At 39.8% G+C, this 24,003-nt stretch carries 20 protein-coding genes; 7 read left to right on the top strand and 13 right to left on the bottom strand.

Going from position 1 to position 24,003, the window contains the following annotated elements; genetic code table 11:
• Nucleotides 1–135: 135 nt before the first annotated feature.
• Together ACP8HG_RS01040 and ACP8HG_RS01035 are read right to left on the bottom strand one after the other, a co-directional pair.
• On the bottom strand, nt 136–2,202 hold the full coding sequence (locus ACP8HG_RS01040) for a catalase (RefSeq protein WP_438298056.1): 2,067 nt from the start codon (nt 2,200–2,202) through the stop codon (nt 136–138).
• A gap of 137 nt (nt 2,203–2,339) precedes the next feature.
• Nucleotides 2,340–3,428: a branched-chain amino acid aminotransferase gene (locus ACP8HG_RS01035; protein ID WP_438298055.1), complete on the bottom strand. Its 1,089-nt coding sequence runs from the start codon at nt 3,426–3,428 to the stop codon at nt 2,340–2,342.
• Between the two features lie 400 nt (nt 3,429–3,828).
• Between ACP8HG_RS01035 and ACP8HG_RS01030 the strand changes: the two genes are divergently transcribed.
• The gene (locus ACP8HG_RS01030) at nt 3,829–4,797 is read left to right on the top strand and encodes a ring-cleaving dioxygenase (protein WP_067206916.1); all 969 of its coding nucleotides are present in this window, start codon (nt 3,829–3,831) and stop codon (nt 4,795–4,797) included.
• A gap of 296 nt (nt 4,798–5,093) precedes the next feature.
• On the top strand, nt 5,094–5,741 hold the full coding sequence (locus tag ACP8HG_RS01025) for a CPBP family intramembrane glutamic endopeptidase (protein WP_187047813.1): 648 nt from the start codon (nt 5,094–5,096) through the stop codon (nt 5,739–5,741).
• 269 nt (nt 5,742–6,010) lie between these two features.
• Here ACP8HG_RS01025 and ACP8HG_RS01020 read toward each other — a convergent pair whose 3' ends face one another.
• The 5 genes from ACP8HG_RS01020 to ACP8HG_RS01000 all read right to left on the bottom strand — a co-directional run bounded on the left by ACP8HG_RS01020 (nt 6,011) and on the right by ACP8HG_RS01000 (nt 9,802).
• Entirely contained in the window at nt 6,011–6,460 is a 450-nt protein-coding gene (locus ACP8HG_RS01020) for an SRPBCC family protein (protein WP_067206910.1), read from the bottom strand.
• Nucleotides 6,461–6,620: 160 nt separating this feature from the next.
• Nucleotides 6,621–7,343 (bottom strand): amino acid ABC transporter ATP-binding protein, encoded by a 723-nt coding sequence (locus tag ACP8HG_RS01015; protein ID WP_067206907.1) that lies wholly within the window; start codon nt 7,341–7,343, stop codon nt 6,621–6,623.
• 17 nt (nt 7,344–7,360) lie between these two features.
• Nucleotides 7,361–8,104, bottom strand: coding sequence for an amino acid ABC transporter permease (locus ACP8HG_RS01010; RefSeq protein ID WP_067206904.1), 744 nt, complete (start codon nt 8,102–8,104; stop codon nt 7,361–7,363).
• 43 nt (nt 8,105–8,147) lie between these two features.
• Nucleotides 8,148–8,942: a basic amino acid ABC transporter substrate-binding protein gene (locus ACP8HG_RS01005; protein ID WP_067206901.1), complete on the bottom strand. Its 795-nt coding sequence runs from the start codon at nt 8,940–8,942 to the stop codon at nt 8,148–8,150.
• A gap of 242 nt (nt 8,943–9,184) precedes the next feature.
• Nucleotides 9,185–9,802, bottom strand: a complete 618-nt coding sequence (locus tag ACP8HG_RS01000) for a cyclase family protein (RefSeq protein ID WP_067206899.1) — start codon at nt 9,800–9,802, stop codon at nt 9,185–9,187.
• Nucleotides 9,803–10,125: 323 nt separating this feature from the next.
• Between ACP8HG_RS01000 and zwf the strand changes: the two genes are divergently transcribed.
• Complete coding sequence (gene zwf, locus ACP8HG_RS00995) at nt 10,126–11,568, top strand: glucose-6-phosphate dehydrogenase (protein ID WP_438298617.1); 1,443 nt, start codon at nt 10,126–10,128, stop codon at nt 11,566–11,568.
• Nucleotides 11,569–11,797: 229 nt separating this feature from the next.
• Nucleotides 11,798–13,246: an NADP-dependent phosphogluconate dehydrogenase gene (gndA, locus tag ACP8HG_RS00990; RefSeq protein ID WP_340741678.1), complete on the top strand. Its 1,449-nt coding sequence runs from the start codon at nt 11,798–11,800 to the stop codon at nt 13,244–13,246.
• A gap of 285 nt (nt 13,247–13,531) precedes the next feature.
• Here the strand turns inward: gndA and ACP8HG_RS00985 are convergent, their stop codons facing one another.
• Nucleotides 13,532–13,978 carry a GNAT family N-acetyltransferase gene (locus ACP8HG_RS00985; protein WP_438298054.1) on the bottom strand — a complete coding sequence of 149 codons (447 nt, stop codon included), beginning with the start codon at nt 13,976–13,978 and terminating at the stop codon, nt 13,532–13,534.
• Nucleotides 13,972–16,191 (bottom strand): RNA polymerase recycling motor HelD, encoded by a 2,220-nt coding sequence (gene helD / locus ACP8HG_RS00980; RefSeq protein WP_438298053.1) that lies wholly within the window; start codon nt 16,189–16,191, stop codon nt 13,972–13,974. The genes ACP8HG_RS00985 and helD overlap by 7 nt, the downstream gene beginning before the upstream one ends.
• 391 nt (nt 16,192–16,582) lie before the next feature.
• On the opposite strand from helD, the gene ACP8HG_RS00975 reads away from it, so the two are divergent.
• Together ACP8HG_RS00975 and ACP8HG_RS00970 are read left to right on the top strand one after the other, a co-directional pair.
• Nucleotides 16,583–16,774 (top strand): hypothetical protein, encoded by a 192-nt coding sequence (locus tag ACP8HG_RS00975; protein WP_067206889.1) that lies wholly within the window; start codon nt 16,583–16,585, stop codon nt 16,772–16,774.
• 78 nt (nt 16,775–16,852) lie between these two features.
• On the top strand, nt 16,853–17,077 hold the full coding sequence (locus ACP8HG_RS00970; RefSeq protein WP_067206887.1) for a DUF5342 family protein: 225 nt from the start codon (nt 16,853–16,855) through the stop codon (nt 17,075–17,077).
• A 59-nt stretch (nt 17,078–17,136) separates the two neighbouring features.
• Here ACP8HG_RS00970 and ACP8HG_RS00965 read toward each other — a convergent pair whose 3' ends face one another.
• From ACP8HG_RS00965 to ACP8HG_RS00955, 3 genes are all read right to left on the bottom strand, one after another.
• Nucleotides 17,137–18,825: a methyl-accepting chemotaxis protein gene (locus ACP8HG_RS00965; protein ID WP_438298051.1), complete on the bottom strand. Its 1,689-nt coding sequence runs from the start codon at nt 18,823–18,825 to the stop codon at nt 17,137–17,139.
• A 180-nt stretch (nt 18,826–19,005) separates the two neighbouring features.
• Nucleotides 19,006–19,689, bottom strand: coding sequence for a GNAT family N-acetyltransferase (locus tag ACP8HG_RS00960; protein WP_438298050.1), 684 nt, complete (start codon nt 19,687–19,689; stop codon nt 19,006–19,008).
• Nucleotides 19,686–20,798 carry a mandelate racemase/muconate lactonizing enzyme family protein gene (locus tag ACP8HG_RS00955; protein ID WP_438298049.1) on the bottom strand — a complete coding sequence of 371 codons (1,113 nt, stop codon included), beginning with the start codon at nt 20,796–20,798 and terminating at the stop codon, nt 19,686–19,688. The genes ACP8HG_RS00960 and ACP8HG_RS00955 overlap by 4 nt, the downstream gene beginning before the upstream one ends.
• Nucleotides 20,799–20,881: 83 nt before the next feature.
• On the opposite strand from ACP8HG_RS00955, the gene ACP8HG_RS00950 reads away from it, so the two are divergent.
• Entirely contained in the window at nt 20,882–22,132 is a 1,251-nt protein-coding gene (locus tag ACP8HG_RS00950) for a hypothetical protein (protein ID WP_438298048.1), read from the top strand.
• Nucleotides 22,133–22,210: 78 nt separating this feature from the next.
• On the opposite strand, the gene nhaC is transcribed toward ACP8HG_RS00950, so the two are convergent.
• A complete protein-coding gene (nhaC, locus tag ACP8HG_RS00945) occupies nt 22,211–23,665 on the bottom strand; it encodes a Na+/H+ antiporter NhaC (protein WP_067206876.1) in 1,455 nt (484 codons plus the stop codon).
• Nucleotides 23,666–24,003: the final 338 nt, after the last annotated feature.

Here is a 24,003-nt window from a genome sequence, read left to right as displayed (position 1 = left end):
TTAACGAGTAAGAACAAAAGCGCTAGAGTCTAGACGTGAAATAGCTTCTCTTGGTGTTTATCCACAGTACGAGATTTTATAATTTCCTAGTCAAAGAAAAAACCGCTCCCTATTTCTAATCGGAGCGGCCATTCTTCAATAAATTTCTCTGTCCCAGAAGCGTTGCTGTGCGATTGCTTTTACAAAATCATCATCAAAATCGGGATTATCCGTCGCGAAGACAATTCCTGGCCCCGCCTTCGCATTTGATAATTCAAAGAAAGGAAGACCTGTCGATGCAAATCCAATCGGTTTATAATGCTTGAACGATTCGTTAATAAAGTATTGGATATTGGAATTGAATTTTGCTTGATTTTCAGCCGAACCACCAACAACATATAAGCTATCAAATAAAACCGGATCCATTGTAAGGAATGTTTCATTAACGATTACATTAAGGCCATCCGCACCCCTCACTGTGCCAAGTTTTTCACCAACAATATCCACAGTGACGCCATATTTCCTTAACGTTTTGACAGCTCTTTTCACTTCTGCACCATTAAAATCATTGCCAATCAGCACGCCGACTTTCAACGTGTAAGGGACTCTCGTCGTATTTTGCTGACTGAGTGCCGGTGATGAGGCCTTGACGTTCACTTGCTTGCTAGTAGGAGGGTTTACCCCGACACCATCTGCGATATGGATTGCCAATTCTTTATCCACATTGGCAAACATATCAACGACTTGCTGTCTCACACTTTTACTAGCCACTTTCCCAACTTCAAAGATGAATGCATCAGTGATATGTTGCTTCTCTGGTGGCGACATACTGTTCCAAAATAGCCTTGCCTGAGAAAAGAAATCTTTGAATGAATCGCTTCTTGCTTGAATGATACGCCCTTCCACTTTTTCTGCATAATGGACGAATCCACCTTCTTTCGCAGTAGAAGTGGACGGTGTATTATCCGCAAGCGAGTTTTTATGGTAACTGACCTGCCCAACATCAATCCTCTGACGGCTATAGCCATTTCGCTGATTATTATGGAATGGACAGACGGCACGATTGATAGGAATCTCAGTGAAATTCGGTCCCCCGAGGCGAATGAGTTGTGTATCTAAATAGGAAAATAATCTACCTTGTAGAAGTGGGTCATTTGTGAAATCAATTCCAGGTACGACATTACCCGGATGGAACGCAACTTGCTCTGTTTCCGCGAAGACGTTATCAACATTTCGATTAAGTGTCATCTTGCCAAATATTTTAACAGGTACGATTTCTTCCGGCCAAAGTTTCGTAGCATCTAGTACATCGAAATCGAACATGAATTCATCTTTTTCATCAATCATTTGTACACCGAGTTCATACTCCGCAAAATTACCATGTTCAATTGACTCCCATAAATCCCGCCGTTGAAAGTCTGGATCTTTTCCTGAAATCTTCTGTGCCTCATCCCATACAAGCGAATGTACCCCAAGTGCTGGTTTCCAGTGGAACTTTACAAACCGGCCTTTGCCTTGTTCATTGACGAATCGGAATGTATGAACACCGAATCCCTCCATCATTCGCCAACTCCTCGGAATCGCCCGATCTGACATTAGCCACATGACCATATGAGCCGATTCTTGGTTGTTAGCAACAAAGTCCCAAAACGTATCATGTGCAGAGGCAGCTTGCGGCATCTCATTATGTGGTTCAGGCTGTATCGCATGGACAAGATCCGGGAACTTAATGCCATCTTGGATGAAAAAGATGGGAATATTGTTACCCACAAGATCATAGTTCCCTTCCTCCGTATAAAACTTAACAGCAAATCCTCGTACATCCCTTACTGTATCCGCAGAACCTTTGCTCCCTACAACATTCGAGAATCTCGTAAAAACTGGGGTTTTCGTTCCGGGTTCCTGCAGAAATCCTGCTTTTGTAAATCCCTTCATTGATTCATACAATTCGAAAAAACCGTGCGCTGCATATCCTCTGGCGTGTACAACCCGCTCTGGAATCCTTTCATTGTCAAAGTGAGTTAATTTTTCACGAAAATGAAAGTCCTCCATTAATGTTGGTCCACGGATACCCGCTTTCAATGATTCCTCGTCATTCGAAACTTTCAGTGCTTGATTTGTTGTCATTTTGGTTCCTTCATTATTCACACGGAATTGTTCCAACTGTTTATCTTTACTGTTTTCATCTATGACTTGTTTGTGGTTTGGTGATAATTTATCCACACAATCCCCTTCCGCTATCCATTTAGTAATTCTAGGCGCTTCCCTACTATATGCAGGACTTCCCCAACTGGATACAAAGAAAAGGATAGCACCTTGGAAGGGCTACCCTTTTCTTCACCTTTATATAGAAGAAACAATTATACTTTTACCGTGTCAGTGACTTCAACTACCCACCCGAATGAATCTTCCACTTTACCGGTTTGAATACCCGTTAGTGTCTCATACAGTTTTTTAGATAATTCACCGGTTTCATTATTATTAACGACCATTATGTCATCGCCCCAATTGAGTTCTCCAATTGGTGAAACAACTGCCGCCGTTCCCGTTCCGAATGCTTCCTCTAAGGTACCTGCTTGGTGTGCTGAACGAAGTTCTTCCATGGATATTTTACGTTCAACAACCGGAATATCCCAATGCCTCAGTAATTGAAGGATTGACTTCCTCGTAATTCCTTCTAAAATACTGCCATTTAATATTGGTGTAATAACTTCACCGTTAATTTTGAAGAAGACGTTCATACTTCCCACTTCTTCTATATACTTTCTTTCTACACCATCAAGCCAAAGAACTTGTGAATAACCTTTTTTGCTTGCTATTTCTTGTGCTCTTAACCCGGACGCGTAGTTACCCGCCGTTTTTGCCGTTCCAGTTCCGCCTGCTACTGCACGCACATACTCATTTTCAACGAGAATTTTAACGGGATGAATTCCTTCTTTATAATACGATCCAACAGGAGAAAGAATAATGATGAATTTATATTTCTTCGATGGTGAAACGCCAAGATAGGGTTCAGTCGCAACCATGAATGGTCTTATGTACAGGGAAGTTCCTTCTGTTACTGGAATCCAGTCTTTATCGATAGAAATTAATTTTTCTAAAGCTTCGATTGCAATTTCTTCATTGAAAGCTGGCATGCATAAGCGTTCACTCGATTTGTTCATGCGACGCATGTTTTCTTCTGGGCGGAATAACAATACTTGCCCCTCTTTGCCTACATAGGCTTTTAATCCTTCAAAAATTGTTTGACCATAGTGAAAAACGGTTGCCGCCGGATCCATTTCAAGTGGTGCATATGGAATGATTGTATGATCCGTCCAGCCTTGGCCTTCACAATAGTCAGCCACAAACATATGGTCTGTAAATACTCTTCCGAATTCCAACTGATCTGATTGTGGTTTTTGTTTTTTTGATTCACTCAATGTGACAGTGATTACATGGTTCGTCATGATGTGTGCATCTCCCTATGTCTAATTTTCAGGCCAGCTGATTTGGCTATTTCCGTATATTATGTGATTAAAAAGGAATACCAAGATAAGCGTTACCTCACGCTTAAACGATATTCCTTCATTTATCCATGTACGTAAATAACTTTCTAATAATATAGATTATATCAACTTCTTCGTAAATAAGCTATCTAATCATAAAAATATATCACATTTTTTATAGTCCCTTTCCAGAATAAAGAATAATCGTTCTGAATACCTATGAAGATAAAAACAGATGATATGTATGGATATTGAACCCTCGAAGGGACACATCTCTTGACAATTTCGTCCTCTCGCTGTAATATTAGCTTGAATTCAAGATAACTTTACAAAGATATTATCCAAGAGAGGATTGATAAAGATGAACGTAAAAGGCATTCACCATCTAACAGCAATGACTGGTAGCGCGGCGCATAACTTTAAGTTTTACACTGAGGTACTTGGTATGCGACTAGTGAAAAAAACAGTAAATCAGGACGACACAACTGCTTATCATTTATTTTACGGAGATGAGCAAGGGAATCCAGGAACTGAACTGACATTTTTTGATTTCCCAAATGCTGGACCAAAACGAGCAGGTGTCAGTAGTATTTCCAACTCATCACTTCGTGTAGCAAGTGACGCTGCACTAAATTATTGGATTGAACGCTTTACTGAATTTAACGTAAAACATGCACCCATTTCAGAATTTGCTGGTCGCAATGTTATTTTCTTCGAAGATGCGGAAGGTCAACAATTGACGCTCGTTTCCGATGAGACAAACTCAGTCGCTGCGACTGGAACTCCATGGGATAAGAGCCCTGTTCCGGTTGAGTATGGGATAACCGGGCTTGGTCCAGTTAGGCTAACTGTCCGCACTCCTGAACCGACTATCGCAGCTCTTCAAATACTCGGGTTTACAGAGAAGAACCGTGTTCCAGCTCTTGTTGAAGGACAAGACGACATCATTGTTATGGAAGTCGGAGATGGTGGTTCAGGCGCTGAAGTGTTCGTTGAGCCACGCAATGACTTACCTGCAGAGGTGCAAGGGATAGGCGGCGTTCACCACGTAGCTTTCCGTGTTAAGGACGAAGAAGAACTACATGCATGGATTGATAAAATTAACAGTACACGATTGCCGAACTCCGGATTTGTAGAGCGATTCTATTTCCGTTCACTATACTTCCGCGAGCCAAATGGTATCCTATTCGAACTTGCAACAGATGGACCTGGATTCGCAACAGATGAGCCGCTTGAAACATTGGGTGAGTCACTTGCGCTACCACCATTTTTGGAAGGTAAACGTGCGGCAATTGAAGCGAATATCAAACCATTGAATACAAGTAGATAAAAGAGCTGCGTGTAGAGATAATGTCTGGCTCTATACATCAAGATTCCTATATGGAGTAATCACCATTACTGGTGGTTACTTCTTTTTTATTGGAACATATTTTATGCGTTAACCATGAAAATCTAACTTGAAATTGTTTAGTGTAATCGATATATCCTTCAAAATCCAATTAGTAGATTATACTGATTAATTAATCGGTAAATGATACGATATAATGATACGGTTTAAAATGATAGTCATTGCTACCCGAAAGATAGGGATCTTTATTACGACTTAAAACAGATGGAGGATTTATGATGAAACTCTCAGTTTTATTAATTGGCCCTACGATTATGATCTTTTTAGGTTTAATCATATTCAAAAGTGTCCCTATTACCTTCATCCTATTCTATGGTTGGCTTTTATTTGTTCCGATTCTACTATACTTTAGAAATAAAAGTATTCGATGGAATCGTAAAAAACACCTCAATCTCAAATCTTTCACAGTTGGTCTGATTAGTGGTGTTATTTCTTTGGTAGCTATTTACGGGGCAGTTGCACTACTACATAATTTAGTTTTCGATCTTGGCGAACTAAAACAAATTTTGGTGGAGTGGAATTTCACAGGAAGTATCCTTTTCTGGTTAATTATTTTCCTCATCTTCATCAATCCTGTTTTGGAGGAGCTCTATTGGAGAGATGTTATGTATAAGCGCCTTATAGATAGAGTAGGTGCGGCTCAAACGATTATGATTACATCATTTTTTTATAGTCTATATCATCTAGTTCCCCTCTTTTCAATTTTCGCATTTCCTTTTAATTTCATTGCTGTTATTCCAGTATTTATAGCTGGTCTTATGTGGGGCTACTTTAGATACAAATTGAATTCAATCAGCGCATCAATTATTAGTCATATCCTAGCTGATCTTGGAATCATGTTGGTTTACTTGAACTATATTTTGTAATTTGCCCTACCAAATATCCCCTAAGTAATTTACTCTATTTGTTGAGATAAAGAATCCCATTGAATTCGCTAGGGAATGCTGCCAGTCTTTGGGCTTCGGCTCCCCCTTTAAGGCGCCTTTGCTTAGTTTATATAGGAATTCGGTGTATGTTGTGTTGTCCTCAAATCATATTGGTACTCATCATGATAAAAAGGCCATTCCCCGTGGGATGGCCTTTTCTATTGTATAGACTCCATCATCCAGTTAGTTTCTGTGAGAGGAACGATAGTTTAGTTTTCCGATTCAGCTACCTCTTTTACCCGTTGTAAAAATTCCACTACAATCTTGTCTGTGGAAAACAGTAAAAATAATTTCATGAACCATTTTAACGGACGATTCGTCGCAGTATAGGTTAAAGAAGTTCTGTGATCACTGAGCTTGACCAGCTCGTAGCGCGCCGTTATATCAAACATATTAGCAAGTGTAAAACCAACCTTTAACTTTTTCGCATTCGGGGAATCGTCATACTCTAACGTTTCTATTTGGTACTCCATAACACGCTTTCCTTCTTTATATTTTTGTAAATACACACTTCCGACCATTCCATCTGTTATTGTAATAGGTTTATTTTCAACTACTTGTGGCATAATTTTTTGCATATTTTCTAAAGAACCATTAAAAAAATTCCATACTTGCTCAATTGGCGCATCAATCTCTATTTCCTTCGTCCACTGTTTCATAATAAAAATCACCTCACAAAAATTTGCTTACATGTATTATAAATTTCACTTTACCACACAAGAAGATTCACTAATTCCTTCATAAAAAAGGAAAACAGTATAAGCGAACATACATCGCCTATCTGCTTTCCTTGATTCCAGCTTGCAAGATTGGTCCAAACTAGAGCACTTTACTTAAAAATGCTTTTGTTCGTTCGTTTTTGGGTTTATTAAATACTTGATCAGGTATACCTTCTTCTACGATTATTCCTTGATCCATAAACATCACGCGATCGCCCATCTCTCTCGCGAAGCCCATTTCATGCGTGACGACGACCATTGTCATCCCTTCAATTGCAAGCTGTTTCATAACATCCAGCACTTCTTTCACCATTTCTGGGTCGAGTGCAGAAGTCGGTTCATCGAATAGCATGATTTTAGGTTGCATCGCTAATGCCCTTGCAATTGCAACACGTTGCATTTGACCACCCGATAACTGTTCGGGATAAGAATTCGCTTTATCAGCTAGTCCGACCTTCTTCAACAATTCATGAGCTAGTTTTTCCGCTTCCGCAGAATTCATTTTCCGGATTTTCCGCGGAGAAATAGTGATATTATCGATTACACGCATATGCGGGAACAGGTTAAACTGTTGAAACACCATACCCACATCTTTCCGGATTCCATTGATATCCGTTTTCGGGTCATTTACTTTAACTCCGTCTATAAAAATGTTGCCGGCCGTAATATCTTCCAACAAATTTATACAGCGTAAAAATGTACTTTTCCCAGAACCACTTGGACCTATAACACAAATGACTTCTTTTTCTTTCACTTCATAATCGATTCCTTTTAACACTTCCAATTTCCCAAAAGACTTATAGAGGCCTTCCACTTTAATCATTTGATCACCTTCCTACCTTAACGCCGAGTTGAGAACATTTTCTTTCTTTGCATTGGAACATAGCTATTACTGAAGCGTTTTTCTACATACGAAATAATTTTACCGAAAACGAAAGTTAGACACAAATAAAGTATTGCAACCGTAAGATAGGGCTCCCAAAACCTTGAATAAGCTCCGGCAACTACTTTCCCCGCGTACAATAAATCATTAGCTGCGATAATCGTAACTAATGATGAATCTTTTAGAAGGGCAATCAATTCATTCCCAAGTGGTGGAACCATCCGTCTAAAAGCCTGCGGTAGAATAATATTTTTCATCGCTACATTTTGCGTCATTCCAAGAGACCTTGCCGCTTCCATTTGCCCTTTTTCAATCGACTGAATACCCGCACGTATAATTTCCGCATTGTATGCAGCGCTATTTAAAACAAGCGCAAGTGCACCTGATACAAAATAACCCAATGAGTGACCGAAAATCCCTGGAATAAGTGCTAGATGTATTAATAAAATTTGTACTAATAATGGCGTCCCACGGAAAAAGTCGACATAGTATTTGGATGGATAATAGATCCACTTTTTCTTGGATAATTTCCCCATACCCACGAATAAGCCTAATACAAAGCCTCCCAAATAGCCAACTACGGTGAGTGCTAAAGTAATTCCAATTCCACGAATGAATAATTCGCGATAATTCCATATCATTTCCCATCTAATATCCATTAAATCCAGAAAATCTAGGAAAACCAATTCAATCACTCCCATTAAATGACTTGGTGTATGCATATCGTCTTTAAACTACAAACGATTAGTCAACATCAAACCCTGTGATTTCCTTCAATTTCCCGTTGTCCTTGATAATTTTAATCCCTTCATTCAGCATGTCAATAATTTCTGTATTGCCTTTTTTGACCATTAATCCATAAAACTCTTTTTCAAAACTATCATCTTCTACTGTTTTAAGTTTCACCTTCGGGTTGTTCGCTTTGTAATCAATGATAACTGCATTATCCCCTACAGCTGCATCTGCATTACCATTAATCATTTCACTAATTGCTAGTGGCATAGATTCTGTTGCTACAATTTTGGAACTTGTATTCCCTAGAAGTTCCCTAGTTACGATATGACCCGTTGTATTGATTTGAACAGAAACCCTTTTATCTTTCAAATCTTCAAACTTGGCAACAGTTGAATCTTCCGGTACAAGAATCAATTGGTTTGCAGCAAAATATGGATCTGAAAAATCGAATGATTCTTTGCGTTCATCTGTGATCGTAATCGATGACACAGCAAAATCCACTTCTCCACCATCTACTGCCGGGAATAAAGGCTCCCAACCGTAGTTTTTGAATTCAACTTCAAATCCTGCAGCTTCTGCAATCGCTTTCACAATATCAATATCTATCCCAACAATATTGCCTTTCTCATCCATTAACTCCATTGGTGCATACGTTGCATCCGTCCCAACTTTTAATACTCTTTTTCCACTGTCTCCATCTTTCGATGAACCAGAATCCTTCGTGCCTGTTCCACAAGCAAACAATAGAATGCTTACACTCGCTAACAGTAACCCCAATGATATAAAGCGCAATCCTTTTTTCATCGTCATTCCCCCTTATGTTTTTGAGTTCCTGCAACATGTATCACTATAGTTATCCGAAAGTTCTGGATAGTTACTTTATTATATACGAGTCATCAGTCCTATACAATAGAAAAATAGACGTTACCTAAGCACAACCGACTAGGGTATAATCCACAGACCAATAATTTTATAGTTTCCTATAGGAACAACAAAATCCCACCGGTAATAGTTACCCGGTGGGATTTGATTCTCAATTAATAAAATTATTGTAGTCCCTCAAATAATAACACTCTTGCAGGTGATGCATCTGTACCCGTCAATTTTAAAGGTGCAGCAACCATGAAATAGTCCCCTTGTTCAACTTCTTTTAAACGAAGTCCTTCAATAATAATAATTTCGTTTGCAAATAATGTTTTATGAGTTGGATGTCCTTCTTGGCTTCTTTCAATTCCAAGCGTATCTATTCCCACTCCTCGAATACCAATCTCGGAAAGATATTCTGCTCCATCTTGTGCAAGATAAATAAAATCAAAATTAAATGTATCCTCAAAAGAATTCTTCGTTTTAAATAGAACGAAATCACTCTTTTGGATCTCAAATTTTTCTAAATCCGCTTTAGAAATCCCATCTTCTACATTTGTTAGATCGAGTACTTTACACTGTCCCACAAGACTTTCCATTGGAATTGATTCGAATGTATCTCCATCTACAACCATGTGTAGCGGCGCATCGATGTGTGTTCCTGTATGCACATCAATCTCCAACCGAGTTTCGGTTACATAGCCATTTGTTACCCGATTAAGTTTTGGTTGTTTTTCAGGTTTATCTTTGTAAACAGTCATACCTTCATAAATAGTGCCTGTTACATCATGCATTTTCATTTTAGCAACACTTCCTTTTTTTTAGTGTCTGACTATATAGCTATCCTCGCATGAAATTTAGCATGCCGTCTAGCAAAACTACTTTCGTTACCTCATCAGTATACCAAAATTGACACTAAGTTCATGCATGTCCTCTATATATGATTTTATTTATAGTCTTAGAACCACACATCGTTTAATGATATACTTGAAGCAGTTTCAAGTATAATTCGTGTCTACACTACAATTGGAGGAAAGCGAAAATGGATAACGTAACAGCCTCAGTTGGACCTGATGAAAAAAATCAATTAATTGATTTCCAAGAAGAATGGACAACCCAAGACATGACCTTTGTTTTATTTGGAGCAACGGGAGACTTAGCAAAACGTAAATTATTTCCTGCTTTATATAATTTGTTTCTCGACGGCAAATTGCCAGATTCAATTTCCATAATTGGTTTAGGCAGAAACTATTTTTCCGATGACATTTTCCAATCAAAAGTCGAAAGTGCACTTCGTGAATATTCTAGAAGAGCTGTCCAAACTACCGGATTGAATGAATTTTTAGCCAAATTTCGATACTGTAAATTTGATGCAACAGACAATGATTCGTATCAAAACCTACATGAACTTATTCACGACAGAGAAATAGAATTAAACATTCCCGGAAATCGACTTTTCTATTTGTCGGTTGCTCCTCAACTGGTTGATATCATTACATCTGGTCTTAATCAAAGCGGTATCAGTCAAACATCAGGCTGGAAGCGGCTCATAGTTGAGAAACCCTTCGGAAGCGATTTAAAGACGGCACGACAATTAAACGAGAGTTTGAACAACGCTTTTAATGATGAAGAAATTTACAGAATCGACCACTATCTTGGAAAACCTATGGTCCAAAATCTCGAATCCTTTGAATTCGCCAATCCGATATTTGGTTCATTATTAGATCATAAACGAATTGCTAATATACAAATCACAGCATGTGAAACGGTCGGGGTAGAAACACGAGCCGATTATTACGATCAAGCAGGTGCAATTCGGGATATGGTTCAGAATCATCTTCTTCAGTTAGTAATGATGACGGCCCTTCACCTACCCGAAAAAATGACTGCTGAAGAAATTCGAAAGCAAAAAGTAACGATCATGGAATCCCTTCGACCTATCAATAAAGATAAGATGGAACAAGATGTTGTTCGTGGTCAGTACGAAGCCGGTGAGATTTTTGACACCCCGGTTGTTGGTTATAAAGAAGAGCCTGGGGTTAATGCTTCTTCAATGAATGATACTTATTTCGCAGCTCGCCTCTATATTGACAATCCATCTTGGAGCGGAATCCCCTTTTATATACGAACAGGGAAACGGATAGGTACAAAATCCACCAAGATTGTCATTGAGTTTACGAACAATGTAAAACAAATAGATGCCCTTCCAGCCGATGGGATCACTCCAAACTTATTGATATTCGAAATTAGTCCGAATGAAGGTATTTCTTTAGTGATAAATATGAAAAACCCTTCAAGTAACCAATTTGAGCCAGCTTCCATTAATTTCTCCACCAATTCAGAGGTTCAGCCAGAAGCATATGAACTACTTCTATTTGATGCGATACGCGGTAATGCAACATTCTTCGCTAATTGGAAAGAAGTTGAATTATCATGGCAGTGGATTCAACCACTCCTAGAAGCGTTTCAAGAGAATACACTACCTTTACATTCATACCCTGCCGGTTCAAATGGGCCAGAAGCAGCTAATCAACTATTGCAGGCCGATCAATTTAATTGGTGGTAAAGAGCCGCCTGTTCAGGAGCACAGCCAAAGTACGCCGCGTCCTGCGACAATTAGGAGGGATGAAGTTCAATCCCTCCCCGCTGCGTGACCCATATCCTGGAGGCCTCCAAGTCTCTAGGTGATGGAGTCTAGACGTGAAATCTTCATATTGCAGATTACCTACAGTACGAAGTTTTATTATTTCCGAAGCAAAACGTGATAAATTACATAAAAAGAATGGGGTAGGATTATGACTAAGAAACAAATGGGCGTTATTGGTTTGGGCGTAATGGGGATGAACCTTGCGCTAAACATCGAAAGTAAAGGCTATTCGGTAGCTGTCTATGATTATTGGACAGATCGAACAGATGAATTTTCCAACAAAGAAGCGAAAGATAAAGCTATTCATGGTAGCTACAGCATTGAAGATCTAGTCGCTTCGCTAGAAGTCCCACGTAAGATCTTATTAATGGTTAAAGCCGGGGAAACGACAGATACAGTGATCCAGTCCCTTGTCCCTCATCTTCAACAAGGGGATATTCTTATCGATGGAGGAAATACATTCTTTAAAGATACGAATAGACGTACAGCAACCTTAAAAGAATCAGGCATACATTTCATTGGTGCAGGTGTTTCTGGTGGAGAAGAAGGAGCTCGTAACGGCCCATCGATTATGCCTGGAGGCTCAAAAGAAGCTTACGAACAAGTGAAGCCCATTCTTGATGCTATTTCGGCAAAAGTTGACGGCATTCCCTGCAGTGCATATATGGGTCTTGATGGAGCAGGACATTATGTGAAAATGGTTCATAATGGCATTGAATATGGCGATATGCAACTGATTTCCGAAGCCTATTTCATCATGAAACATGCACTTGGTCTTGAAGCGCAGGAGCTGCATGAAATATTTTCAGAATGGAACAAGGGAGAACTCGACAGCTATCTCATTGAAATCACAGCAGATATTTTCACAAAGATGGATGAAGAAACTGGGAAACCGCTCATTGATCAAATTCTAGATGTAGCCGGACAAAAAGGCACAGGCAAATGGACAAGCCAAAATGCGTTAGACTTAGGCGTGTCCCTTCCAATCGTCACAGAGTCCGTATTTGCACGATTTATTTCTTCTATTAAGGGAGAGCGCGTTGCAGCAAGTAAACTACTAAAAGGCCCTGAACTGAAAAAGTATGTAGGTGATCCAAAAGAGTTGATTGAAGCGATTCGTAAAGCTTTATATATGAGTAAAATTTGTTCATATGCCCAAGGTTTTGCGCAAATGCGTGCAGCATCTGAGGAGTATGATTGGAAAATCCCTTACGGAGAAGTAGCCATGATTTTCCGTGGAGGATGTATCATTCGTGCCCAGTTCTTACAGAATATCAAAGAGGCATTTGATACTAACAGTGACTTGCCAAACCTATTAGTTGATCCCTATTTCCAAGAAATAGTAGGAGACTATCAGAATTCGCTTCGCGAAGTAGTAGCCGTAGCCATTCAACATGGGATTCCAATTCCTGCTCTCTCAAGTGCATTGGCTTACTATGATAGTTACCGTACGGAGACATTACCGGCCAATCTTATCCAAGCTCAACGCGATTATTTTGGCGCACATACCTATGAACGCCTGGATAAAGAAGGCCATTTCCATACTGAATGGGCAATAACAAAAGCGCAAGCGCCTGGTCAGGGGCGACAGGCATAAGACGGGCTGGCGAAGCGGCGTTCTTTGCCGCACAGCCGGACCGACAAATTAAGGAACACAGCCAAAGTACGCCGCGTCCTGCGGCAATGTCTGCGTGACCCACATCCTGTGGGCCTCCGAGCCTTTAGGCGCTGGAGGCCTAGACGTGAAATAGCCTATTTCGCAGGTTATCCATAGTACGAGATTTTATAGTTTCCTAAGCAGCAAAAAAGTACCAGGTACCGATAATCGGCGCCTGGTACTTTTTATTGGCTTTCGGTCGTTTAAAATTTCGGCGACAGTCATTTAGTTTGCGGACAGTTTTTTCTCCAATATGATTCTATGAATTCCCTCGTCATCCGCGAATGTTTCCACAACATCAAATCCATTTTTAATATTAAGGATAAGCATATTCCGCCAGCTATTTCTCGTCTTTGTTTGAACAATTTTATAACCCGACTCAACTAAAAAGCGATGTTGCTGTTCCAGTAGCCTTGTTGCGATTCCTTTTCCTCTGTAGTCCTCATGAACTGCCCCGTACCAACTATAATACTTATGCGGGTCAAGCTCGTAACCAATTTTATAACCGACCACCGTTGATTGATCAAAAGCTACATTTATTAAGATTTTCTGCTTTAATTTTATTTTCTCCACTAACGTTTTGGAATCTTTGAAAATACTTTCATGTAATTCCAAAATCCCATCAATTATTTCATGTTCAGGAATCTCAAAAAACTGTTTAAAGTTCAGCATAACGAACCCTCCTCACCAATAATATGCAGTTCATGCATTGGCCTTGTCATTGCTACGTATAGTAACTTTCGGTCGATTGGGTGATTTCGGAATGGCTCGTCGAAAGCGGCGATAATGACCGCATCAAATTCCAATCCTTTTGCTAAGTGGCTTGGAACAATGAGCAGACAATTGTCATTGATGCCAGATTGATCTCCCACTAGATGGACTGACATTCCAAACTCCTGCAGAGAGGTGAAAATCTCCCTAGCCTCTTTACGCGTTTTACAAATAAGTGCGACAGATTGATGACCGCGTTCGATAATTCCTTCATAAATACGTTGAATGCCGCCCCCCTCTAACTCATGCATCTCATAATACTTCGGTTCTCTTCCATGACGAACGACCGGTTCTACAAGTGGTAGATCTTCATCCATCTGTGCAAGAACTTGATTCGCCAGATTCATTATTTCAATCGTCGTTCGGTAGCTTTTTTGAAGTGTCGTATACGTTGCTCTTGGAAACAGTGCCTTTATCGGTTCCCATGATGTTAATGATCTGTAACTATGAATTCCCTGGGCCAGATCCCCAACCATTGTAAACATATCCGTCTCTAGACCGTCTTGCATTGAAGCAAGCTGGAATTCGCTGTAATCCTGTACTTCATCGATGAAAACAACCCTCATTTTCCATTCATCTGCAATGCCTCTAAGCTTTGCGTGCAAATAATAAAGAGCTGCTAAATCCTCGACTTCCCAAAACTCTTTTTTATGTGCCTCCCAAAAAGCATATCTGTCGCGCTCGGACCACTCGTCTGCAAATTCTTTTTGTAGTTCGCTACTTGTTAGCCAGTCCCGATATAATTTCTTGATATTGAACTTTTTGAATCTGCGCATATAGGCTGACGCAACCGTTTTGCCTTCCTTTTCAATAACAGGAAGTCTTTCATCTCTTTCTTCCAATATTCTTGTTAACTTCAGTTTCCTTCTTTCATCATCCCTTATTCCGTATAACGCCTTATCAAGTGCCGCGTCGTACTTTGTCGTTAGCATATCCATAAGTTGTTTTCGTTTTCGCTTAACGTCACTTTGAACGATAATTTTAATTCTATCCAGTCTTTTCTCAACTGGCATATACGAAAACTCTTTTAGAAATAGCTGTTTCAACCGAGAAGCTTTCATAATCCGATATTTTTCAATAAAGACATCTTCAAATAACTCAGCCATATCCAGTTCCAACTTATGCACATAGCGTTGCATGATTTCTCGGTATTGTAGACTTCCCTTCACACGTGTTACAAAAAGCAAACTTGTATCTAGCGTGTCAGATTCAGTAAGCTGTTCCAACTTAGTGTCTGGATCCATCAACTTCAGTTTCAATCCTGTAGCACTTAAAACATATTCGCTATATGTCGTCTGACAGATGCGCCCTACACCGAGTTCGGGAAGCACATCCGCAATATAATCCATAAATAATTTACTTGGTGCCAAAATCATCAATTTATCAGCAGGAAAGTTTTCACCCATTGTATAGAGGAAATAAGAAATACGGTGAAGGGCAATCGTTGTTTTCCCGCTTCCTGCGGCTCCCTGTACAATAATTGGTTGTTTCAAATTCGCACGGATAATTGCATTTTGTTCAGCTTGAATCGTCGACACAATTTCAGTCAGCCGTGTATCCGCCTTGCCAGCAAGGGCTTCCTGAAGTAGTTCATCATTCGTTGTAAGATCGACATCACGGATATCAAGAAGTTCACCTTCTTCAATTCGATACTGCCGTTTGGAATAGAGATGTCCCTCGAACTCTTCATCTCGCACTTTATAGGATAGAGCCCCTAGTCTCCCGTCGTAATAGACATTTGCAACCGGTGAGCGCCAGTCGACGATAATCGGTTCCTGCGTTTCCCGGTGGAATAAAGAAGTCTTGCCAATATAGAGTAACTCATCAGCCTCATTCTCTTTTCGAAAATGAATGCGGGCAAAATAGGGCTTCTGCTGAATTGCCTCCAGCCCCTCTTTTTGCGAACGGGCCATTTCAAAAAATCGAGCGTTTGTCAAAATGTTGATATAGCTTAAACTTGAATCCAAATAATCCAGATCAGCCATCGACTGGCGGATCTGTTCTTGGGAGGATTTTACATCACGTCGCGATTCCTCCAACAATTGCTGCATGTACTGTTTGGTGTAGTCAAGGCGCTGTAATTCAAACTCTAAGTCAGGATGTTTCTGAGACATACAGACCCTCCATTTGTTGTATTTTGCGTCACGTGCGGTTGTATGGGAGATGTTGGGGATTATTAAACAGAATTGAAGTTTACCACTTGCTAAAGGCGGAATCAACACCATTTAGTACAATGGAAAAAATATTCTGATTAAAGAAGTGATTCAGCGCGGATAGATACAGATAAGTAAAATTCACTTCCACTGGTTTAGATATTCGTAAAAGTAAATAGCGCTTTCTCATCAAACTCTCATCTGCGTCTCATGTCTCTCTAATTTAGGTGCGTTACTCTAGATAAGTAGGACAGGTTGAAAGCATGTCCACAAAATTGGCTAGCGTATTTCATGTACATTAATCAATTCTTAAAAATTATTCTATCAAACATAAAAAATGGAGGCCCCAACTATGTTGACTAAACTTCAAAATCGAATTCATGAATGGATAGCAGTAAACTACCAAGGGAATGAATATTCATGGCTCTCCCAGAATGCAGTCACAAACTGGTTTAGCCCTAATCCATTAAGTAAACATGAAATTCAGCAATTACAACAAGCTAAAATCAAAGCAAATGCTAACATGCATAACTTCATGTACTAGTACTAGAATTATACTTTCTCAGCAATTTTTTATTATGACTTTTAAAATATCAATCTAAAAAAAATGGAGGCTACAAGTATGGTCAATCAATTTCAAATTAAAAAAGCGTTATTCCAGAACCATATTAATGAACGGTTTTCATTTTCATTAAACTACCAAGGTAATGATTTTCAAGGCATTTATCACGAGGGCGTAATTAACTGGTTCAATCCACACCCACTAAACAAAATTGAGTCACAACAATTAGGGAAAATCGAATCCAGTGTAACTAATAAAATGAACAGGCTTCTTGTCTCCAGCTAAGAAGTGTGGCGAAAAACAAGCTAATTGCACGTGGCAATCAGCTTGTTTTTTCCTACCTATTAGACTTTAAATTGTCCCATATCATTTTGCAGTTTTTCCGAAAGCTCCGCAAGCATTTGCGCACTTGAAGAAATCTCTTCATTTGCAGCAAGCTGTTGTTCTGTCGCTGCGCTTGTCGACTGAGCTGCCGCAGACGATTCCATGGCTAATTCCTGCACTTTTGAAGAACCATTAGATACTTCATCCGTCATTGTACGAATCTGTTCGATTGCGGCGGAAACAGCTGTCACTTTTTCACCGACGTCACTAGCTGCCTGTTCGATCCGGTTAAATACACTGCGTGTACGTTCCGTCACAACAAGCCCCTCTTCAACGCGGCGACTTCCATCTTCCGTGCTGGAAACAGCCTGTGCGACGTTGCCAATCATTCTATCAATCATATTACCGATTTCTCCAGCGGATCGTTTCGACTGTTCAGCAAGTTTTCGCACTTCTTCTGCAACAACCGCGAAGCCTTTTCCATGCTCGCCAGCACGGGCTGCTTCAATCGCCGCATTGAGCGCCAGCAAATTGGTCTGCTCAGCAATATCAGTAATGAGTGACGTTACTCTCCGGATTTCTTCCGAATAATTAGCCATGCCATTCATTATCTCAGCCGACTGTCCAATTGCTGAACTAATGACCGTCATTTGGCCGTTAACATCTTCCATAAGGGATGCTCCCTCTTCGACCAATTGGGCAACGTCTTCAGATGACAGAAGCATTGCTTCATTATCTTCCGTAATTCGGTTGATGCTTGTTACCACTTCTCCCATAGCTAAAACCGTCTCATTTACAATCGCAACTTGCGATTCGCTTCCGAATAAGTTTTTCTCCGAAATTTCGGCAACCATTTCAGATGCTGCTAAACTCTCTTCCGAACTCGCAGATAATTCTTCTGCCTGGACGGCAAGCTGAACTGCAGATTCATTTGCATTCGTTATGATAGCGCGAAGATCTTTGCTCATACTGTTAAATGCCGTCGCCATCTCACCTATCTCATCTTTATTGCGAATTATAACCGGTTCTATTGCTAAGTTACCATCCGCAATTTCTGTTAACGCTGCTGTCATTTTCCCGACTGGACGTGCAATACTACGGCTGATCACAACAGCAATAGCAATACTCAACAGAATCGCTAGGGCAATTAGCCCAACTGTCAAAATACGTGTTTGCTTAATAAGTTTTTCAATTTCCAGATTTATTTCGTCCGTCTTTGCATTTTGATCATTAATTTGGTCATTGATTTCCGTTACAATTATATCCTCGAAGACAGATGCATCAGATGCAATACTGAGCGCCTTTTCTTCACTGGAATTATTAAGTTCACTAATGGCCGACTCTAAAGTTTCTACATAATTTACACGTGAGTCTTTTAGTTCGTTAAATAACACACGTTCGGCGTCTGTCTGTGGCAATTTGTCTAGGATTCCCCAGTACAAATCAAATGTTTCGATTGACTTTTCTTTATTCTTTAAAAACAATTCATTTCCAAACAATAAGTAGCCCCGAAAATCGGTCGAAGTTGCATACTGTGCAGATAATAGTTTTTCAAACAACACCACTTTTGTTACCTGTTCGTCTAGGATAGATCGGTACTCACTATTCACTTTAGTTAGCGACCAAAAACCCATTGCCCCCACTATTATCATAAAGACAAGAACAGATAAGAACCCGCTCCATAATTTTTTACCAACTGAAAATTTCATTTAAGTTTTACCTCCCGCATATTAAATCCATTCATTAGTATAGCTTATATGAAACTAGTAGTATAGTTGTAATAATAAAATATAATGACATAGGTATTAACATCTAATTACAATTTAATCACATCTAAAAAAACCTTACTTTACATGTATCTTGTAAAGTAAGGTTTTATTCTATCAAGATCACTTTTCAAAACGAACAACCCATTGGTTATCCACTTGTTCAATGCCTGTCCCCTTCCAACCATCATACAGGTACTTTTGTTGTTGTTCTGTATCCGCCATCAAGACAAAGCAACAGTCCAAGGTATCCTGTTCTATTAAAGGGCCTGTTAAATCTTTCATCAAAATATATCTGAGTAAATCACCATATTTCACTTTTAATGCTACAATTTGCATACCATGTGCAAATTTATCTTTTAGACTGGCAATATTAAATGGTGCAACAGTTGTACAAATATAGCGAAATTGCTGTGAATCTACTTGCTTCATTAGAACTTTCCCCAATAACACTTGTAAGCCATTGCCTTGGAAGTCCGGATCGACATTCGAGATTTCGGAATAGAGCACAAGCGCCCATTCACTTCTTGGTAGTCCCGCATCTTTCCCTAGATGCTCTTCATCCAGTTCTGGTTCAAGCATGGCCCGAAATGCAATCAGTTGTTCATGATAATAGGCACCAATCATGAGTCCTTTGCCGTTTAAAATATAGCTAAACTCTTCTTCTGTCAACGGCTGTAAAAAAGAACCTGTAGATAATGATTCAATCACTTTCCGCTGAAGGATAAGAATTTCGTCGAGCCGATCTGCTTCTAAGCGTTTTATAGTAATTTCACGCCCGTTTTTCAACAAATGCTTTTCCCTCATCCGCTTACCTTCTCTGAGAACACAGTCAGTTCCTGCAACACTTGCTCATCAATGTCGATTCCTAATCCCGGCTTGCCACTCAAACGGATAAATGGAACGTCATAATGTAAATTTCCAATGTCTTTGCTGAACTTAAGCGGTCCTGTTAATTCCACACTTGTAATTATTTTTTTCGAGAATGCGACGTGGAATCCTGCCGCAGATCCGATAGATGACTCCACCATCGAACCTATCTGACACTCAATCCCCGCCATTTCCGCCATATGGGCAAGCTTTGTCGCAGGATATATCCCGCCACATTTCATCAATTTAATGTTCACTTTATCAGCAGCACGCTTCGCAATGATTTCTCTCATATCACGCACGCCACGCAAACCTTCGTCAATCATCATTGGAGTAGAAGACTTAGATTTCACTTCGACCATGCCGTCTATATCGTCAGCTCGTACTGGCTGCTCCAACCAATCTAGCGAACAGTTCTGCAACTTCTGAAGACCTTGTAATGTATTGGCGCTATTTACCCAACCTTGGTTAACATCGACACGAATCGCAATATCCTCGCCTACACGCTCACGTACCGCTTGAATGCGTAATACATCGTCCGCTACATTGGTGCCGACTTTCATTTTCATCGAACGGTATCCAGCGGCTACACGTTCTTCTGCTTCATTCGCCATTGCTTCCGGAGCTGCGATGCTTAACACATGCGTAATCGGAAACTCTTCGTGGTATCTTCCCCCAAGAAGATTATAGACAGGGACATCAAGTGCTTTTCCTGCAACATCATAGCATGCTATGTCAATTGCAGCTTTTGCTGTTGGTACTCCGTAAATTTCAGCATCCATCAGTTCATGAATTCGCTCCATATTCATAGGATTTTCACCTATTAACTTCGGTGCCAGGGTATTTTTCAAGATTTCAAAAGTACCTTTCCAACTCTCACCCGTTACATGTTCATCGGCAACACCTTCTCCATAGCCGACTAAACCGGTATCCGTTGTGATTTTGACAATGATGGATGGCATATAATCATAAGTAGCGTAACTAATAATAAAGGGTTCATAAAGTGGTAGGTGAATCGCATAAATTTCAATTTCAGCTATTTTCATAAGTCAAAATCCTCTCTCTTGGCAAACTCTATTTTTTATTGTATCATTGTCGTTAAATAGTCGCTAATCATTGGGGGTTCATCGTGAAGATTAAAATCGCAGTTATCGGGTCAACTGATTTTTGCCAACGTACAGAACAACTTGTCAACAAACGAAAAGATATTGAACTTAACTGGTATCGCTACGCTGAACCCAGTGAGGCACCGAGTTTACTGCAGACACTTAAACCGTGTGATGCCCTTTTGTTTTCAGGTTCCCTGCCTTACTTTTATTCCAAGAAACAACTTGATAACCTACCTATCCCAACCATTTACCTGCAACAAGATGAAACGGCAGTTGCCATTACATTGCTTCATTTATCTGCACAGAACCAGCAGGATTTGAGTCGCGTATCCATCGACGTACGTGAGCAATCCTATATTGAACACGTACTCAATGATTTAGGTCGAAGTGTGGAGTTGCCTTTTGTTCACTTGCTAAAAGATGATGAAAAAATCACTACCATAACGTCCTATCATCAAACTCTTTCTTTACAAGGTAAAACAGATATGGCGATTACAAGTGTCCATGCTGTTTTCGAACAGCTACAGCAGCAAAACATTCCTGCATGTAAGATGATTGACCCTGAAAGTACGATTCTTCGGAGTATTGAACAGGCAAAACAGCAAGCATTGTTACAAAAAAGTAACTCCGCACAGATCGCAGTCGGAATTGTAAAATCAATTTCTTCGCGACAAAACGTAGAGACATCTATTGCGAAAATGGCGTCCATCATGCAGGCTCGTTGGAGTGTACATGACGGTGATTTCACCCTGTACACTTCAATGGGAAACATCGAATCCGCTATAAAAAACAAGGAATTTCTTTCTACGTTCCAATCACTTGCTACCAAAGCGAAAATGGCATTCGGCTGTGGCGAATCAATCATTGATGCAACTGAAAACGCGAACTTCGCACTCAATCTTATACAACTAAGTGATGGTCATTGTTTTTATATGTTAGATACAAACAAAAGATTGCATGGTCCGTTTCCACAATCGGAAGTAACCGTTGAGATGAAAATCACTGAACCTGCCCTTGTGGAGATGGCCGAAAAAACCAAGCTCAGTCCAGCAAATATCTCTAAATTGATGCAATATAGTCTGATGCGTCAAACGAAACAATTTACTGCAAATGATTTGGCATTATATTTAGATGTCTCACGAAGAACAGCAGAACGTACATTAAAAAAACTCGTCGACTATAAGTATGCGACGATCATTGGTGAAGAAATGACCTACCGACAAGGAAGACCTCGCGCTTTATATGAATTTAACTTTCACCCTTATTTTTAAAAAGAATGGAAAGTTCACTTGATAGATGTGAACTTTCCATTCTTTCTCGTCTAAACTCCAGCGCTTACGCTTTTGTTTTTAAGCCAAATTTACCTCTTCGTTTACTTTTTCTTTTTTTAATTCATCTACTGCAAGTTTTTCCTTTTCTTGTTCAGTCAACTTCACAATCGAAAAGCCTGTTAATGCATAAATAATGGATATCAAAGGAACAACTAAATTCAATATGGCATATGGACCGTATTGTACAACACTTACTCCCAATGTTCCAAAAATGAATACACCGCATGTATTCCATGGGATGAAAACCGAAGTCAGCGTTCCACCGTCTTCAAGTGCACGTGATAAGTTTTTCGAATGCAAGCCCATATTCTGATACGCTTTACTGAACATCCGTGATGGAACGACGATAGAGATATATTGCTCTGAACAAGATGCGTTTGTTAAGAAACAAGCTCCGATTGTCGAGATAATTAACGACGCGGAAGATTTAACAACTTTAAGCAGTTGATTCATTAATGACATAAGCATGCCCGAAAACTCTAGAATCCCGCCAAATGTCATGGCGACAATAGTCATAGATACCGTAAACATCATCGAATCCAATCCGCCACCGTTAAACAAAGCATCTACCATTACATTCCCTGTGGCAATTGTGAATCCGCTTTGCAAAGCCTCAATGCCTGCAATAAGCGTACCGCCCTGTACAAAAATTTGTGATAGGAATCCAAGCACAATTCCTATTACAAGAGCAGGTATAGCAGGTACTTTTACAGCAACAAGTACAACAACGGCCAATGGTACAAGCATCAACCACGGTGAAATGACAAAGCTTTCTTTTAACACTTGTGCTGTTTGCGCAATTTCTTCTACTTCAATATTGTTTGCTGCAAAACGATTTCCTAAAAAGGCATAGACGCCAAGAGCAATTGCTAAGCCAGGAATCGTCGTGTAAAACATATGCTTGATATGATCAAACAAATCCGTCCCTGTTAACCCTGCTGCTAAATTCGTAGTATCTGAAAGCGGTGACATTTTATCCCCAAAGTAGGCTCCTGATATAATTGCTCCTGCAATCATACCTGCTGGAATCCCCATACTTAAACCGATTCCCATTCCCGCTACGCCGATTGTTCCCATTGTCGACCATGAGCTACCAATTGCCAAAGATACAATTGAACAAATAAGACAAATTGTTACGAGAAACCAAGCTGGTGTAATGATTTGCAAACCATAGTAAATCATCGTTGCAACAATTCCGCCGCCCATCCACGCTCCAATTGTCAGCCCTACCAAAATAATGATAACGACAGCCGGAAGAGCCAATCGAATACCTTTATACATCATTTCCTCAATTTCCTTCCAAGTAAATCCAGCTCGCCAAGCTACAATAGCTGCAGTCGATGTTCCAATTATCAATGGAATATGAGGACCTTGTTCTAATTTAACAACCGTAAATATCATGACAACAATCATTACGACTAAAGGAAGTAACGCCATCCAAAAACCGATTTTTCTCTCATTTTGTTGATCCATCTATATTCCCCCAGATTGAAGTATTTTCAAAATTATTAACTGTCGCTTAATAGTCGTTAATAGATATATTAAGGGCTGTTTGGAACAAAGTCAACCGTATTTCCGAATTATTTGTAAGCGGTTTCAAAATAAATGAACTATTATTAAAGTTACCCCCATCAAAAATAATCTCGCCCCGCCCTTCAAATAAAATAGGTAATGAGATTTTTCATTCTGATTTAAAATGGCTAGGCGGAAGCATTTTAACACTTTAAAAGAGACTTTTTGCATTGTAAGTGTTGAAATAAAGAACTTCATTGAATTAGCTACAGCGCTTGGGGATGCCTCCCCCTTTTAAG

The sequence above is a fragment of the Sporosarcina sp. FA15 genome (assembly GCF_051550195.1).
Classification (GTDB): Bacteria; Bacillota; Bacilli; order Bacillales_A; family Planococcaceae; genus Sporosarcina; species Sporosarcina psychrophila.
This window is presented reverse-complemented; position numbering and strand designations above follow the sequence as displayed.